The 15,604-nt window shown below is 46.6% G+C and carries 14 protein-coding genes; 2 read left to right on the forward strand and 12 right to left on the reverse strand.

Annotated features, from left to right (window positions below):
* Window positions 1-120: 120 nt before the first annotated feature.
* From DXD02_RS01815 to DXD02_RS01870, 12 genes are all read right to left on the reverse strand, one after another.
* The gene (locus DXD02_RS01815; protein WP_117509088.1) at window positions 121-1,410 is read right to left on the reverse strand and encodes a homoserine dehydrogenase; all 1,290 of its coding nucleotides are present in this window, start codon (window positions 1,408-1,410) and stop codon (window positions 121-123) included.
* A 13-nt stretch (window positions 1,411-1,423) separates the two neighbouring features.
* Entirely contained in the window at window positions 1,424-1,807 is a 384-nt protein-coding gene (locus DXD02_RS01820; protein WP_055218381.1) for a RidA family protein, read from the reverse strand.
* A 347-nt stretch (window positions 1,808-2,154) separates the two neighbouring features.
* Complete coding sequence (locus tag DXD02_RS01825) at window positions 2,155-3,663, reverse strand: ATP-binding protein (RefSeq protein ID WP_118666299.1); 1,509 nt, start codon at window positions 3,661-3,663, stop codon at window positions 2,155-2,157.
* 84 nt (window positions 3,664-3,747) lie between these two features.
* Entirely contained in the window at window positions 3,748-5,028 is a 1,281-nt protein-coding gene (locus tag DXD02_RS01830) for a type I restriction endonuclease subunit R, EcoR124 family (protein ID WP_442859394.1), read from the reverse strand.
* Window positions 5,029-5,274: 246 nt separating this feature from the next.
* Complete coding sequence (tpiA, locus tag DXD02_RS01835; RefSeq protein ID WP_022463322.1) at window positions 5,275-6,027, reverse strand: triose-phosphate isomerase; 753 nt, start codon at window positions 6,025-6,027, stop codon at window positions 5,275-5,277.
* A gap of 35 nt (window positions 6,028-6,062) precedes the next feature.
* Window positions 6,063-7,256, reverse strand: coding sequence for a phosphoglycerate kinase (locus DXD02_RS01840; RefSeq protein ID WP_022463323.1), 1,194 nt, complete (start codon window positions 7,254-7,256; stop codon window positions 6,063-6,065).
* Between the two features lie 211 nt (window positions 7,257-7,467).
* Window positions 7,468-8,481 carry a type I glyceraldehyde-3-phosphate dehydrogenase gene (gap, locus tag DXD02_RS01845; protein WP_022463324.1) on the reverse strand — a complete coding sequence of 338 codons (1,014 nt, stop codon included), beginning with the start codon at window positions 8,479-8,481 and terminating at the stop codon, window positions 7,468-7,470.
* Window positions 8,482-8,744: 263 nt separating this feature from the next.
* Window positions 8,745-9,545, reverse strand: a complete 801-nt coding sequence (locus DXD02_RS01850) for a histidinol-phosphatase HisJ family protein (protein ID WP_055226510.1) — start codon at window positions 9,543-9,545, stop codon at window positions 8,745-8,747.
* Entirely contained in the window at window positions 9,542-10,636 is a 1,095-nt protein-coding gene (mnmA, locus tag DXD02_RS01855; RefSeq protein ID WP_118666300.1) for a tRNA 2-thiouridine(34) synthase MnmA, read from the reverse strand. Before mnmA ends, DXD02_RS01850 begins: the two co-directional genes overlap by 4 nt.
* Window positions 10,637-10,638: 2 nt before the next feature.
* The gene (gene nifU, locus DXD02_RS01860; RefSeq protein ID WP_022463327.1) at window positions 10,639-11,076 is read right to left on the reverse strand and encodes a Fe-S cluster assembly scaffold protein NifU; all 438 of its coding nucleotides are present in this window, start codon (window positions 11,074-11,076) and stop codon (window positions 10,639-10,641) included.
* A gap of 107 nt (window positions 11,077-11,183) precedes the next feature.
* Window positions 11,184-12,365: a cysteine desulfurase NifS gene (gene nifS / locus DXD02_RS01865; protein WP_118666301.1), complete on the reverse strand. Its 1,182-nt coding sequence runs from the start codon at window positions 12,363-12,365 to the stop codon at window positions 11,184-11,186.
* Window positions 12,366-12,371: 6 nt separating this feature from the next.
* On the reverse strand, window positions 12,372-12,827 hold the full coding sequence (locus DXD02_RS01870; protein ID WP_022463329.1) for an RrF2 family transcriptional regulator: 456 nt from the start codon (window positions 12,825-12,827) through the stop codon (window positions 12,372-12,374).
* A 158-nt stretch (window positions 12,828-12,985) separates the two neighbouring features.
* Here DXD02_RS01870 and DXD02_RS01875 point away from each other — a divergent pair, with 158 nt between their 5' ends.
* Both DXD02_RS01875 and DXD02_RS01880 read left to right on the forward strand, forming a co-directional pair.
* Complete coding sequence (locus tag DXD02_RS01875) at window positions 12,986-14,347, forward strand: polysaccharide biosynthesis protein (protein WP_118666302.1); 1,362 nt, start codon at window positions 12,986-12,988, stop codon at window positions 14,345-14,347.
* A gap of 211 nt (window positions 14,348-14,558) precedes the next feature.
* Window positions 14,559-15,593 carry a 3-deoxy-7-phosphoheptulonate synthase gene (locus tag DXD02_RS01880; RefSeq protein ID WP_118601215.1) on the forward strand — a complete coding sequence of 345 codons (1,035 nt, stop codon included), beginning with the start codon at window positions 14,559-14,561 and terminating at the stop codon, window positions 15,591-15,593.
* Window positions 15,594-15,604 lie beyond the last annotated feature (11 nt).

Genomic DNA, 15,604 nt, shown 5'->3' on the forward strand with positions numbered 1-15,604 from the left:
CTTACGCTGCATCTCGATGTTGCTTTTCGCCATATGAAACTCAAGAAAAAGCGCTCCTTCATGCAAGCATGATTCGCGATTTTTCTTCCAGTTCGCCTGGCTCTGAATTGTTACATTTTGTTAGTATACCCGGATTGTCGAAGAAATCTCCTGGATCATCGACATTCCGCCTAAAATCTGCATGGCATCCTCAAAATGGCGCTCTTTGACCTCGTCCGTAATGACGACGATCTCGGCGTATTTTCCATTGACACGTTTCTGAAGCATCTGTGCAATCGAAACCTTGTTGTTTCCAAAGACAGAAGCTACCGATGCCAGCGTTCCATACCGATTTTCAATCTGCATGCGTACAAAATATTTCGACTTAATTTCGCCGACACGCTTGATCGGGCATTCCCGGTAGCATGTGCAGCCGATTCTGCCGCAGCAGTTCCATAAAATATTGCGCACAACATCGAAAATATCGCCCACAACGGCACTCGCAGTCGGAAGCTCTCCGGCACCTCGTCCGTAAAACATCGTATCCTGTACGGCATCGCCTGTCAGGAATACGGCATTGTAGGAGTCATTGACAGTCGCAAGCGGATGATTGCTGTCGATCAGCATCGGATGAACGCGAGCTTCGATTCCTTCCGGGGTATCTTTTGCCACGCCGAGCAGCTTGATCGTGCATCCCATCTCTTTTGCGTACTGGATATCGGTCGCCGTGATTTTGGTAATGCCTTCGGTGTAAACATCTTCAAATGTCACTCTGGAATTGAACGCTGCTGAAGCAAGAATTGCCACTTTCCGGCCGGCATCAAGACCTTCCACATCTGCGGTCGGGTCTGCTTCCGCATAACCCATGTCCTGCGCCAGACGGAGTGCATCGCCAAACTCCATGCCTTCCTGCGACATTTTTGTCAGAATAAAATTTGTGGTACCGTTGAAAATACCCATCAGCTCTGTGATATGATTGGCTGCAAGGCACTGTTTCACCGGACGGATAATCGGAATTCCTCCCGCCACGGATGCCTCGTAGAGAAAATCCTTTCCGTTTCTCTTTGCTGCCGCAAGGATTTTTTTACCCTCAGATGCCACCAGGTCTTTGTTTGCCGTTACAACATTCTTTCCTGCATCCAGGCAGGCAAGAATGTAATTCATAGCCGGCTGTTTTCCACCCATAACCTCAACAACAATCTCAATCTCCGGGTCATTGGCAATGTCCTCAAAGTTCATGGTAACGATCGACGGATCATCAACCTTTGCAGCTGCTTTTTCCACATTGCGCACGAGAATTTTTTTCAGCTCCACACGCGCTCCCAGCTTCGGAAGCATTTCCTCCTGCTGGCTTTTCAGCACTTTGTACACACCGGTACCGACGGTGCCAAGACCCAGCATTCCGATTTTAATTACTCTTTCCTCTGCCATACTCATCTCTCTCTTATTTCAGGGATACGATGCATTCAATTTCTACTTTTGCTGCTTTCGGAAGAGCAGCAACTGCTACACAGGAACGAGCCGGTTTGGACTCGCCAAAGAAAGCACCGTATACTTCATTTACCTTGGCAAAATCGTTCATATCGGTCAGGAAAATGGTTGTTTTCATCACTTTCGTGCGGTCAGTTCCTGCTGCTGTCATGATTGCGTCCAGATTCTTTAAAGAGAGGGTTGCCTGCTCTTCTACAGTCTCCGGGATCACGCTGCCATGCTCTACATCAAAGCCAAGCTGTCCGGAAATAAATAAAAGGCCGTTGTCTGCGACTGCCTGTACATAAGGTCCGATTGCTGCCGGTGCTTTTTCTGTATTAATGATTTCTCTTGCCATAATCATATTCTCCTTTATGCTTTCTTTCGCGTCGTCTGATTTGCCGCGTTTTTTCCCTCTATCATGCGGTTTTTCCGACACTTTTGTCGTTCCCATCATATCACATGTGGGAGATGTCCGCAAGTGCGAAAAAGCCGCTCCCGGACACAAGAAAAGTTCAGAATCGTTCATTTCACATATCCAAATTCTATTAATTCATGTATGAACGCACTCCGTCTAGGATATCTTTTGTGATATGTCGACATAACAGCAATCACTTGTTTCTTTGATAACTGTTCTGTAAGTTCGTCTGATTTTCTTAAAAAAGCCGGTAAATTCATTTGCCTTTTCCAATCAAATCATCAATCCTATTTCATTTTATCCGTCAATATCCATTTTCCTTTTCGATTAGACCCCTCACGGATAACTTTACCTTCATGCTGCATTTTTGTAAGCATACGCTTAATCGTTGCCGTAGAAACTGCAAGCGCTTTTGCTAATTCTTTCTGAGTCAGTTTCGGATTTTTATAAATCATTTCTGACAATTGAATTTCAAGGTCATCTTTGGGATCATGATTGGGGTCATTGGGATCTCGATCGAGGTCAACAGGCTCATGATTGAGATTATCGGGCTCACGATTGAGATCATTTGACCCATGATTGAGGTCATGATCTCGATTTTTGACCTCAATGACCTCATTCTGGCCGCGATAAAGATTGATGCGGAAAGCTACTTCCATATCAATAAATTCCGGTTCACGCAATCCGTATTCCTGCATAGCCTGCATAAGTTTCGGAATACCACTTCCCCATGCTTCCACAAGGTTCATATAGGCAAAAGCATTGGCAAGCGAACGATTTCGGATTTTTGAAAATCCTTCCTTCATCAACTCAATCGTTACGCCAGGAAGCAATCCACCAGGAGATGTGATCTCCAAGCGATCATCATAAATTGCCACCTGAATATTAGAATTCTGAATGTAACTGCAATTCATAACTGCATTAACGATCAACTCACGGATACTATCCGGCGGCAGTTCATAAATATCCTGTCGATATACGCCTTCCAGCCGACATCCCATACGAATATTTCTAAGGACAAACTGCACCGCTTCCTCTACTTGCTTCCAAAGCGGTCCTTCATAATTACGTCGATCCAAAAAGACAGCTCGCGTCGTTCCCTTAAACACAGCGCACTGTATCATGGAACGGAGTCCACCTTGTCCCGTTAAATAAATATACGCATTTGTCGGATAGATTTTTTCGTTCTCATCTTTTTTCAAAATTCCCCAACTGAGCAAAATATTTTTCGTTACATCTTTAACTTCTGATCGCTGAAGATTGGATTTGCAGTTGGCAATAGCAACTTCTTTCATTTGTTCACAGAGACTTTTAATATCTTCATCGGTCACTTCTATATCTCTGCGGATTATTGAATCAAAAGAACGAGCATCGCATTCATAATATAATTCTCTTGACATATCACGGTCAGCAGGGCGTGTTGTTCCAGAAACTCGAATATATACACCATTCTCCAGCCCCTCTGCCTTAATATAATATGGTTTCCGACGTCCCGTCCTGATTTCTGCAACAATTACAGGTTTATCATTTATATTTTGCAAATAAACATCCGGGATAATTGTAGGTTCACAACTGTCAGAAATAGCATTCGTAATCGCATCAATCTCCCGAAAAACTTTATCCTCCGGAATGCCAACAACTTCTCTTGTTTTATCGTCAATACCAAATATAATCCTCCCACCTTTTCCGTTAGCGAAAGCAACAACCGTTTTCATATATTTCATGCTCTTGTCTGGACGTTGTACTTTGAATTCAACGTTCTTGGATTCTCCAGCAAGGATTTCTTCTATTGTCATCCGATCACCTCCATGATTAAGTTTTGTCCATGATGACTCTATTATTTTGCTTTTTGCTTCCAATGTGGTTCCATTCATTTATGACTATTTTCCGTATGGTGCTTCAGATTCTGCCGCCATCAACACTGTTTCCTGATCGCTCAGATCGTATGTCACGGCTTTATGCTCTGGCTCATTAAAGGAAGACGAACCACCGATACCGAAATATTTTTCAAAAAACGTTTTCAGTTTTTCAATGACTCTCTGTTTTTTCCTGGCTCTTCCGCCACCACCAAAACGAGAAATTGGCGGCATGATTTTATCTATATCCGTTCCCGCTGTTTTGATCTCTCCGTCCCGAAACGCATTCTCTATGAACTTTCGTGTGTCTTTCGGCTTCAATTTTTCTTCCGTAATAATTACATTAAGATCATAATCGCGCTGTTCCACAACAAATTCATGCCACTCATCCATAACATCGTCCACATCATTGATTCCTGCAATAAAGGTTTCAATAAGCTGTTTCTTGCTGCGCAGCTCCGGGCTGGCATCAATCGCTTTATTGATGGTTATCAGCACTTCCTTATCTTCACAGCGGGTATCATGATACTTCTTTACAAGCATCAGAATATAATCAATGTTGATTTCTACCTGCCGGATCAATTCAATTTCAAACACCACATCATCTGTAATATCCGTACTTTCCCGGCGTTTCCGTTTCCACTCGTCACGCAAATCCTGATAACGTCCAAGGTAGTCTTGCAAATTGCGCTCAGAAATCAGCTCATTCCCCTTAAATTCGTCAAAGGAAAGCAGAAGGTTTCTCATACGAAGAATAGCACCAAACAAAGCAATAAAATCCTTCTGGTTCTGCTCTCCGACAATCTGCGGTTCTGACAGCGGAAACTTATGATTCAATTCCTCCATCAGATCCACATACCCTGGCATTGGCTTACCATCTACGGATTCATATCCGTAATAGTAATCCTTAAAGCTCTGCAGCAAAACAAGGCCCCCGGCATTCTTATCCCCAAACAAGGAAATGGCACTATCTACTCGCTTCTGCAGATTTCTGAAACATACAATATTTCCAAAGGTCTTGATAGAATTCAGAATACGGTTTGTACGGGAAAACGCCTGTATCAGTCCGTGCATTTTCAGATTTTTATCTACCCACAGCGTATTCATAGTCGTCGCATCAAAACCGGTAAGAAACATATTGACTACGATCAGAATGTCCAATTCCTTATTCTTCATGCGAAGCGACACATCTTTATAATAATTCTGGAATTTATCACTTGAGGTATCGTAGTTCGTATGGAACATTTTGTTATAATCCTTGATTACTTCTTCCAGAAACTCTCTGGACGGCTGGTCGACAGATATAAAACAAGCATATCACGAAAACGTGAATTTTTCAATCCGCGCAAAAAATCACTCCGCTTCAAAACACAGAAACGAAGTGATTTCTTTTTGCACAAACTGGCACTCTCTATAGCTAAATCAAGGGTTATATGTTGCATAAAAAACAGCAAAACGCCACCAAACACCTCACCTTCAGCATTTCTGCCGAATTCACCGTGTTTGGTGACGTTTTAGCCCGTTTTATTGATTGATTTCGTACAAAATCAATTATTTATTGTAGTTTACGATAGCTCCGAAATCTGGTTTCAGGGATGCTCCGCCTACCAGACCGCCGTCGATGTTCTCCTGTGCGAACAGTTCCGGTGCAGTTTTTGCGTTTACAGAGCCGCCGTACTGGATACGGATAGCTGCTGCTGTTGCATCATCATAGATTTCAGCGATGCACTCGCGGATGCCTTTGCAAACTTCCTCAGCCTGCTCTGTTGTAGCAGTTTTGCCGGTTCCGATTGCCCAGATTGGCTCGTAAGCGATAACGGCTGTTTTTGCCTGATCTGCTGTTACATTCAGGAATCCAACCTTTACCTGCTGACGGATGAAATCCATCGTTACACCCTGCTCTCTCTGCTCCAGAGTTTCTCCGCAGCACATGATCGGGGTGATGCCGTGCTCGAAAGCTTTCAGCATTTTTTTGTTTACGGTCTCGCTGGTCTCTGCGAAGTATTCTCTTCTCTCAGAGTGGCCAAGTACAACGTATTTCACGCCAGCGTCTGTCAGCATAGCCGGGGAGATTTCGCCTGTGAAAGCACCTTTCTCCTCAAAATACATATTTTCAGCACCAATCTGGATGTTGGAGCCTTTTGCAGCCTCTACAACCGGGATGATATCGATGGCCGGTACGCAGAAAACAACGTCAACGTCGTCATTTGCTACCAGTGGTTTTAATGTATTGACTAATTCTACTGCCTCGCTCGGAGTCATGTTCATTTTCCAGTTTCCGGCGATAATTTTCTTTCTTGCCATGATCGTTTGATCTCCTTAGTTTTGAATATAAATTCTTATTTGTCGTTTGCTGCTGCAACGCCCGGCAGTTCTTTTCCTTCCAGGAACTCCAGGGAAGCGCCGCCGCCAGTGGAGATATGAGTCATCTTATCGCCATATCCAAGCTGGTTTACAGCTGCTGCGGAATCTCCGCCGCCGATGATCGTAACTGCATCTGTTTCAGCCAGTGCTGCTGCAACTGCTTTGGTTCCTGCTGCAAAATTCGGCATCTCGAAGCATCCCATCGGTCCGTTCCATACAACGGTTTTAGCAGTTTTAACAGCATCAGCGAACAGTTTTGCAGTTTCCGGTCCGATATCCAGACCTTCCCAGCCATCCGGAATCTGTCCGGCCGGAACAACCTGTGTATTTGCGTCGTTTGAGAATGCATCTGCAACAACGTTGTCTACCGGAAGAAGCAGTTTCACGCCTTTTGCTGCTGCTTTTTCTTTCATTTTGTTTGCATAATCCAGATAATCCATCTCAAGCAGAGAATCACCAACGGTGCCGCCTGCTGCTTTTGCGAAGGTATAAGCCATACCACCGCCGATGATCAGGACATCAACTTTATCGATCAGGTTGTCGATAACAGAAATCTTGCTGGATACTTTGGATCCACCAAGGATGGCAACAAACGGACGCTCCGGATTGTTGACAGCATTTCCAAGGAATGCGATCTCTTTCTCCATCAGGTAACCAACAACAGCAGTGTCAACATATTTGGTAACACCAACATTGGAGCAATGAGCACGGTGTGCGGTTCCGAATGCATCGTTTACGAATACGTCACACAGGGAAGCCAGTTCTTTGCTGAACTCCTCACCGTTTTTGGTCTCTTCTGCACGGTAACGGGTGTTCTCCAGAAGGATTACATCTCCGTCTTTCATAGCCTCAACAGCTGCTTTTGCGTTCGGTCCTACAACCTCAGGATCTGCTGCAAATTTAACTTCCTGTCCAAGAAGCTCGGAAAGGCGAACTGCAACCGGTGCAAGAGAAAGCTCTGGTTTTGGTTCTCCTTTCGGTTTTCCAAGATGAGAGCAGAGAATTACTTTTCCGCCGTCAGCGATCAGTTTTTTGATCGTTGGAAGAGCTGCTACCAGACGGTTCTCATCTGTGATTTTTCCATCGATCAGCGGAACGTTGAAGTCACATCTTACAAGGACTCTTTTTCCTTTTACGTTGATATCATCTACGGTTTTTTTGTTTAACATGGGCGTTTCCCTCCATATATCCAACTGCAGCTGCCGCCTCCACCTTTTTGTTTTACGGGATCGCGGTCTTTTTCTCCTGCAGTTTATAATTTTTGCACACGGAAAATGGCTGTTTTTATGCCGTATTTTTCCGTCGCATTCGCAAAAAGGGCCCGGTCCTTAACAGACCGGACCCTTTGGGCTCTGAAATTTTGCCGTTCAGTTTGTTAAATTATGCTAACTCGCTGAAGTATTTGATGGTACGAACCATCTGGCTTGTGTAGGAGTTCTCGTTATCATACCAAGAAACAACCTGTACCTCTGTTGTTCCGTTGTCCAGCGGAAGAACCATGGTCTGAGTTGCATCGAACAGAGAACCATATCTCATACCAACGATGTCGCTGGATACGATTTCATCTGTGTTGTATCCGAAGGACTCGGTTGCAGATGCTTTCATTTTTGCGTTGATCTCATCAACAGTTACAGTTCCTTCTACAACTGCTGTAAGGATTGTGGTAGAACCGGTTGGGGTTGGAACACGCTGTGCAGAACCGATCAGTTTGCCGTTCAGTTCCGGAATAACAAGGCCGATTGCTTTTGCAGCACCGGTGCTGTTTGGAACGATGTTAACTGCAGCTGCACGGGATCTTCTCAGATCGCCTTTTCTCTGCGGTCCGTCCAGAGTCATCTGATCTCCAGTGTAAGCATGGATAGTAACCATGATACCGGATTTGATCGGAGCCAGTTCGTTCAGAGCTTTTGCCATAGGTGCAAGGCAGTTTGTGGTGCAGGATGCAGCGGAGATGATGTTATCGTCTGCTGTCAGGGTCTCATGGTTTACATTGTAAACGATGGTCGGAAGGTCGTTACCAGCCGGAGCGGAGATAACTACTTTACGGGCGCCTGCATTGATGTGTGCCTGAGCTTTTGCTTTGGAGGTGTAGAATCCGGAGCACTCCAGAACTACGTCTACGCCAAGCTCTCCCCATGGGCAGTTGTTAGCATCCGGGAAAGCATAGATTTTGATGTTTTTGCCATCTACTGTGATGGAATCTTCATCGGATGTTACGGTATCAGCCAGAGCATATTTTCCCTGAGAAGAGTCATATTTTAACAGATGAGCTAACATCTTCGGGGATGTTAAATCGTTGATTGCTACTACTTCATAACCTTCTGCTCCAAACATCTGTCTGAATGCAAGACGTCCGATACGGCCAAAACCATTGATTGCTACTTTTACTGCCATGATTTTCAATTCCTCCTAAAAAGTGAATTTTAATTTTGAGTCTCTGTACTTTGTTAAAGAAACATCAACCTTATCTGTATAATACCTAATTTCGTCGGAAAATTCAAGTTCTATTTTCAAGAAAATACGAAATTATTTCTAAAATTTGTGAAGAAGCCGGATGCCAATCCGTATTTCTGCAAAATTTCGAAAGATCCGTCTATTGCAGAAAGAGCCGGAATCCAGCCTTTCTGGGGCTTTTTCCGGCTTTTCCTGCGCGTTTTCTATTGGATCGGCAGATATTCCGGCTTCTTCTCTTTAAACCGCACGTAGTACCGGAATCCAGCTTCCTGCGCGATGGCTGCCGCGTCCGCGAAATGAAACGCTATATGTTCCGGTTTGTGGGCATCGGCACCGAAGGTGATCTTTTCGCCGCCCAGTTCCCGGTATCTTCTGATGACATCCGGCGTCGGATTCGGCACGCCAAGGCCTGCCTTGTAGCCGCCGGTGTTGATTTCCAGCGCGATATCGTACTGAATCAGCTCTTTTAAAATGGTATCGATCTCGTCCGCAAATGCGCGGTAGCTGTAATCTTTTCCCTTTTCTCTGCAGTAGCGTACCACATAATCCAGATGACCAAGCGTCTGGAAATTGTGGAAGAACCGGATATTTTCTGCTGTAGCCCGAAAATACGCCCGGTACAGCTCTTCTGCTGTCCAGTCCGGGAAAGCATCCTCATAATAGGGGTCTTTTCCGTCAATGACATGCATGGAGCCGATCACATAGTCGAACGGCCACGCATTTACATACTCTTCCATCCGTTCTTTTAAGTGGAGCTGCAGTCCCAGTTCCACGCCGAATCGGATATCGATTCTGTCGCGGTATTTTTCCTGCAGTTCCCGGATTTTTGCCGCATATGCCGGTGTATCGAGCTGGAACTCGCCGGTACTGTAATCCATATCGTAGTGATCCGTCAGGCAGATTGCCGGAAGTCCCAGCTCGACTGCCCGTTTTACCATCTCTTCTGTTGGTGCTTCGCTGTCACTTGAAAAGAAACTGTGCATATGACAGTCCGCTATTTTCATCTTTCGGCCTCCGTAATCGTTCCGCCTCCGCCGACACAGCCGTCCACGTAGAAGACAACAGCCTGTCCCGGTGTCGGAGCACGCACGCCGTCCGGGAAGGTACAGGTAATCTCATCTTCCCCGGTCCGTTTGATCACGCACGGGGAGCCTTTGTGCCCGTACCGGATTTTTGCGGTGCAGTAGAGCTCTTCTCCAAGTTCCAGCGGCGGAATTGCCATATAGTTTACTTTGTTTGCTTTTACTACTTTTGCGAAAACCTCTTCATTTTCGCCGACCACAACCTCGTTCGTCTCCGGACGGATTTCCAGTACGAACACGCGGTGTCCCATCGGAAGGCCGAGTCCGCGGCGCTGTCCTACGGTGTAATGGGTAATCCCCTCATGGGTACCGAGGATTTCACCCTTTGTATTCACGAAATTGCCTTTCGGTGCCACGATTCCTGTCTCGTTCTGGATAAAGGAAGCGTAATCCTGATCCGGCACGAAGCAGATTTCCTGGGAATCCTTCTTTTTTGCTACCGGAAGACCGATTTTTGCTGCAATCTCACGAATCTGATCTTTTGTGTAGTCTCCGACCGGCATCAGCGTATGCGAAAGCTGCTCCTGGGTCAGATTATACAGTGCATACGTCTGGTCTTTTGCCGCTGTTACCGAATTTGCAATCGCATACCGTCCATTGGCAAGCTGTTCGATTCTTGCATAATGTCCGGTCGCAATGTAGTCCGCTCCAATGGAAAGACTGCGCTGAAGCAACGCTTCCCATTTCACATAGCGGTTGCAGGCGATACACGGGTTCGGTGTTCTGCCGCAGAGATATTCGTTCGTGAAATAGTCCATGACGTTCTCACGGAACTCTTTTTTGAAGTTCATGACATAATACGGAATGTCCAGCACCTGTGCCACGCGCCTTGCATCATCAACAGCAGAAAGGCCGCAACAGCCCCCGTTTTCCTCCTGGACTGTCTCGGCCTCATCCTGCCAGATCTGCATGGTCACCCCGATGACATCGTATCCTGCTTTTTTCAGGAGATACGCTGCCACCGAGGAATCTACGCCGCCGGACATTCCAACGACTACTTTCTTTTTTCCCATACTTAGTATTCTTCCTCTTCCTCGCCCTCGCTGATATCAGACTTCGGTTTTGCAAGACCTTCGATCTTGATGTGGTGTTTCTCTGCGTAATCCCAGAGTGCAGCGTGAATTGCTTCTTCTGCAAGCAGAGAACAGTGAACTTTGACCGGCGGAAGTCCGTCGAGTGCTTCCATAACAGCTTTGTTGGTTACTTCCAGAGCTTCCTGGATGGTTTTTCCTTTTACCAGCTCGGTTGCCATACTGCTGGTTGCAACTGCGGCGCCGCAGCCGAAGGTTTTGAATTTGCAGTCCTGAATGATTCCGTTATCGTCGATGTCAAGATACATTCTCATGATATCGCCGCATTTTGCATTTCCAACGGTACCTACACCGCTTGCGTTCTCAATTTCTCCTACATTTCTCGGATGCTGGAAATGATCCATTACTTTTTCACTGTACATTGTTATTCTTCCTCCTGAACTATTTCAAAGCAGTCCTCCTCCGGCACAGCTTTTACCTGAATTTTTCTGTACCGGCTTTCTGGATGGACTGTCTTATTTTTTTAAACTTATTTACCCTGCTGTTTTTTGATGTAATCCTCATACAGCGGGGACATGCTGCGCAGACGGTCTACGATCGCTTTGATCTGCTCTACAACGAAATCAACGTCCTCTTTTGTGATCTCCTCACTTAAAGTCAGACGTAAGGAACCGTGTGCTTTCTCGTGCGGCAGTCCGATGGCCAGCAGTACATGGGACGGATCCAGGGATCCGGAAGTACATGCAGAACCGCTGGATGCGCAGATACCTTTCATATCCAGCATGATCAGAAGGGACTCTCCCTCGATGAATTCAAAGCTGATGTTGCAGTTGTTCGGCAGACGTTTTACCGGATCGCCGTTCAGACGGCAGTTCGGAATCTCGGTTAAAATACGGTTGATCAGATAATCACGTACTTCGATTTCTTTTGCGGTACGCTCCGCCATAGTTCTTGCCGCACGCTCTGCCGCAACTCCATATCCTACGATGCCCGGTACATTTTCCGTTCCGGCACGGCGTTTTCTTTCCTGCGCACCGCCGTGTACGAAGGAGCGGATTTTCACACCCTTTCGGATGTAAAGGAAGCCGATTCCTTTCGGTCCGTTAATCTTATGACCGCTGGAACTGAGCATATCAATATTGCACTCATCCACATTGATCGGGATCTGGCCAAATGCCTGTACGGCATCTGTGTGGAATAAAATATTGTGTTCTTTTGCAATTCTTCCGATTTCCTTGATCGGCTGAATCGTTCCGATTTCGTTGTTTGCCGTCATAACGGAAATCAGAATGGTCTCCGGTGTGATGGCTGCTTCGAGTTCATCCAGATTGACAACGCCGTTCTCATCGACGCCGATATAGGTGATTTTCGCACCGCGCTCTTTTTCCAGATACTCACAGGTATGAAGAATCGCATGATGCTCGATTTTTGTGGTGATGATGTGGTTTCCTTTATTTTTATATGCTTCAAAGGTAGCTTTTAACGCCCAGTTATCGGACTCGCTGCCGCCGGCTGTGAAATAAATTTCCTCCGGTTTTGCGCCGAGCACGTTTGCGATCTGCTCTCTTCCTTTGGTGATGGCTTCTTTGCTTTTTCCTGCAATTGCATAAATACTGGATGGATTTCCGTAGTATTCGCTGAAATAAGGAAGCATAGCCTCGACAACTTCCGGGGCTGTTTTTGTTGTTGCCGCATTGTCCAGATAAATCATTGTTGTTCACTCCTTGTCATTTCTATCGCTGTTTCTGTTTTTCTCTAATTGCCGGCTCTGCTGAACCAGCTCTCCGAGGCTGATGGAATCCACAGCGTTCGTAATTCCCTCATTGATCCTCTGCCACACAAAACGCGTGACGCAGAAATCGGCCGCATCGCAGCCGCCCAGGCCTTCATTGACCGAGCACGTGACTGCCTCGAGTCCGCCCTCCAGCACACGGAGAACATCTCCTACCGAAATGGAATCTGCCGGTTTTGCAAGTACATATCCACCGCCTGCTCCCCGCACACTCTCAATGAATCCGGCTTTTCGAAGCGGACGCACCAGCTGCTCCAGATAGCTCTCTGAGATATTCTGGCGTTCTGAAATGCTGGCAATGGACACTGCACCCTCTTCTTCGTGACTCGCCAGATCGATCATGGCACGCAGACCATATCTTCCTTTGGTCGATAATTTCATTCCTGGTTCTCCTTTTTCCTGTGCTGTCGTTTTCCAATTCCGACAGTTTTAATCGGATTTATTTCTCACTCAGAATAGCACCTATCACGGGGTTCTGTCAAGGAGTTTTTTCGCATATTTTAGACTATCTGCGCAATGCCGTGAAAGGAGTCTATCCCATGCTGAAAATCACAAGAAAGAACACGCTTCTTCTTGGCACACTGATCCTGACCGCGTCCGGGATCATCTGCAGAATTCTTGGATTTCTCTATAGAATATTCCTGTCGCGCCGGATCGGTGCGGAAGCCTTTGGTATCTACCAGCTCGCCACACCACTCTACGCACTGATGCTCTCCCTTGGCGCAGGCGGCATGCAGACGGTGCTCTCGCGCTTTGTCGCATCGTACCTTGCCAAAAAGGATTCCAGACGGGCAAAGATCTGTCTGGCGGCCGGATGCGGCATTGTAGTGATACTTTCCTTCTCCGCCTCCATCTTTCTCTTTTTCAGCGCGGATTTTATCGGAACACGGCTTCTTTTTGAGCCGCGGACGATTCTGCTCCTCCGGATTTTATCACTCGGCATTCTCCCCTCCGGGATCCACAACTGTCTCTCGGCATGGTATCTTGGCCAGAATCAGACGGCACTGCCTTCTTTTTGCCAGCTTTTGGAACAGTTCGTGCGCATGGGCGCTTCCTACCTTGCCTGGCTTTTCTGTCTTTCCACAAGCCTCCCCTCTGCCGCTGTTGCTGCATTCGGTACTGCCGCCGGCGAACTCTTTTCGTGTCTCTTTCTGATGGCCTGCCTGTCCGTCTCGCACAGCAGGTCCCCTCAGAAACACCGCCCGATTTCTGTTTTTTTCAAAGAAAAGACCCTCTGGTACGATACCTTCCGAGAGCTTGCTGTTTTGAATCTTCCGCTTACGCTGAACCGTATTCTTCTGAATGTCCTCCACAGCATTGAAAGTGCTCTGCTCCCCGGCTGTCTGGTCACCTCCGGTCTTTCCCGGAAAGCAGCGCTCTCGCAGTATGGCATTCTCACCGGTATGGCACTTCCGATGATCTTTTTTCCATCTGCCATCACCCACGCAGTGTCCGTCATGCTTCTGCCCGGCGTAGCAAAACAGCAGGCCGACGGTACGCCGGAGCAAATATCAGACACGATCCGTTATACAATTTCTTTCTGTGTGTTGCTTGGCACTTCCGCTGTTTTTGCTTTTTTCTTTTTCGGTCCGTGGCTTGGACGTTTCCTTTTTCAAAACGAAGAAGTCGGCGTTTTTCTGCGTATCCTTTCATTTTTAAGTCCTTTTCTCTATCTGGAAACAACACTTGGAAGCATTTTAAACGGCCTTGGAAAAACTTCTCTCGTTTTTTTCCAGAACCTTGCCGGAGATGTAATTCGTATTCTTGCAATTCTTTTTCTCGTCCCGGTTTTCGGCATCCGTGGCTATCTCTATGGTATTCTTGCAAGTGAACTTACCATTATGACAATGGCACTTTTGTTCCTGCATCGGGAATCTGCAAACGGATTTGCTGTTCATTGATACCTTTTTTCTATCTTTTTTAAGAGAAACAGAATTTTCGCCGAAAAAACATCGACAATCTTCGCGTTATGTATTATAATTTATAGATAGTTTGCGACGGAGCGCACCTGCAGAACCTGCTGCCGGCAGCTTCTTTCGTATGCAAAGCAGTAACATGCCTTTTCTGTCCGCAAACGAAAAAGAAGTGCATCTAAGATAAAGGAGAAACAAAATGAGCCTTGAATTTGTAAGAAAACTTCCCACCCCAACAGAGATCCGGGAGCAGTACCCTTTAAGTGCCCGCGCAACCGAAATCAAAAAACAGCGCGACGCAGAAATCGCAAAAGTTTTTACCGGGGATTCCGATAAATTTCTTGTTATCGTAGGACCTTGCTCCGCAGATAACGAAGACGCCGTTCTGGAATACAACCACCGTCTGGCAAAAGTAGCTGACAAAGTATCCGACAAGCTGATTATCATCCCGCGTGTGTACACCAACAAACCGCGTACCACCGGCGAAGGCTATAAAGGCATCGTTCATCAGCCGGATCCGGAAGGAAAACCGGACCTGCTGCACGGACTGATTGCCATGCGTAAAATGCATATGCGCGTGGTCGAGGAGACCGATCTGACTTCTGCAGACGAGATGCTGTATCCATCCAACTGGAGCTATCTGTCCGATATTCTCTCCTACGTTGCTGTCGGCGCACGTTCCGTAGAAAATCAGGAGCACCGCCTGACCGTTTCCGGCATCGACATTCCGGCCGGCATGAAAAACCCGACCAGCGGTGACCTTTCCGTTATGATTAACTCCGTCATCGCCGCACAGGGCTCCCACTCCTTTATTTACCGTACCTGGGAAGTAAAGACAAGCGGAAACCCGCTGGCACACACCATTCTCCGCGGTGCGACCAACAAACACGGAAATTCCGTACCGAACTATCACTACGAAGATATCCAGCTTCTGCTGGAGAAATACAACGAAACACATCTCGTAAACCCGGCTACCATCATCGATGCCAACCATTCCAACTCAGGAAAGAAATACGAGCAGCAGATCCGTATCGTCAAAGACGTTCTGCACACCAGACGATGCAATAAAGACATCGAAGGTCTCGTAAAAGGTGTCATGATCGAGAGCTATCTCGAGTCAGGCAACCAGAAAATCGGATGTGGAACCCATGTCTATGGAAAATCCATCACCGATCCATGCCTTGGATGGGATCAGACAGAGCGCCTGATTTATGATATCGCTGAGGAGTGCTAACTTGCACCGCA

The sequence above is a fragment of the Blautia sp. TF10-30 genome (genome assembly GCF_003481245.1).
GTDB lineage: Bacteria > Bacillota > Clostridia > Lachnospirales > Lachnospiraceae > Fusicatenibacter > Fusicatenibacter saccharivorans.

Bases quoted from the DNA above. Each gene is read 5' to 3' on its own strand.
- DXD02_RS01880 (WP_118601215.1), top strand. From the start codon at position 14,559: ATGAGCCTTGAATTTGTAAGAAAACTTCCCACCCCAACAGAGATCCGG.
- DXD02_RS01875 (WP_118666302.1), top strand. From the start codon at position 12,986: ATGCTGAAAATCACAAGAAAGAACACGCTTCTTCTTGGCACACTGATC.
- gap (WP_022463324.1), bottom strand. From the start codon at position 8,481: ATGGCAGTAAAAGTAGCAATCAATGGTTTTGGCCGTATCGGACGTCTT.
- DXD02_RS01870 (WP_022463329.1), bottom strand. From the start codon at position 12,827: ATGAAATTATCGACCAAAGGAAGATATGGTCTGCGTGCCATGATCGAT.
- nifS (WP_118666301.1), bottom strand. From the start codon at position 12,365: ATGATTTATCTGGACAATGCGGCAACAACAAAAACAGCCCCGGAAGTT.
- mnmA (WP_118666300.1), bottom strand. From the start codon at position 10,636: ATGGGAAAAAAGAAAGTAGTCGTTGGAATGTCCGGCGGCGTAGATTCC.
- DXD02_RS01825 (WP_118666299.1), bottom strand. From the start codon at position 3,663: ATGACAATAGAAGAAATCCTTGCTGGAGAATCCAAGAACGTTGAATTC.
- DXD02_RS01815 (WP_117509088.1), bottom strand. From the start codon at position 1,410: ATGGCAGAGGAAAGAGTAATTAAAATCGGAATGCTGGGTCTTGGCACC.
- nifU (WP_022463327.1), bottom strand. From the start codon at position 11,076: ATGTACAGTGAAAAAGTAATGGATCATTTCCAGCATCCGAGAAATGTA.
- DXD02_RS01840 (WP_022463323.1), bottom strand. From the start codon at position 7,256: ATGTTAAACAAAAAAACCGTAGATGATATCAACGTAAAAGGAAAAAGA.
- DXD02_RS01850 (WP_055226510.1), bottom strand. From the start codon at position 9,545: ATGAAAATAGCGGACTGTCATATGCACAGTTTCTTTTCAAGTGACAGC.
- tpiA (WP_022463322.1), bottom strand. From the start codon at position 6,027: ATGGCAAGAAAGAAAATTATCGCCGGAAACTGGAAAATGAACATGACT.
- DXD02_RS01820 (WP_055218381.1), bottom strand. From the start codon at position 1,807: ATGGCAAGAGAAATCATTAATACAGAAAAAGCACCGGCAGCAATCGGA.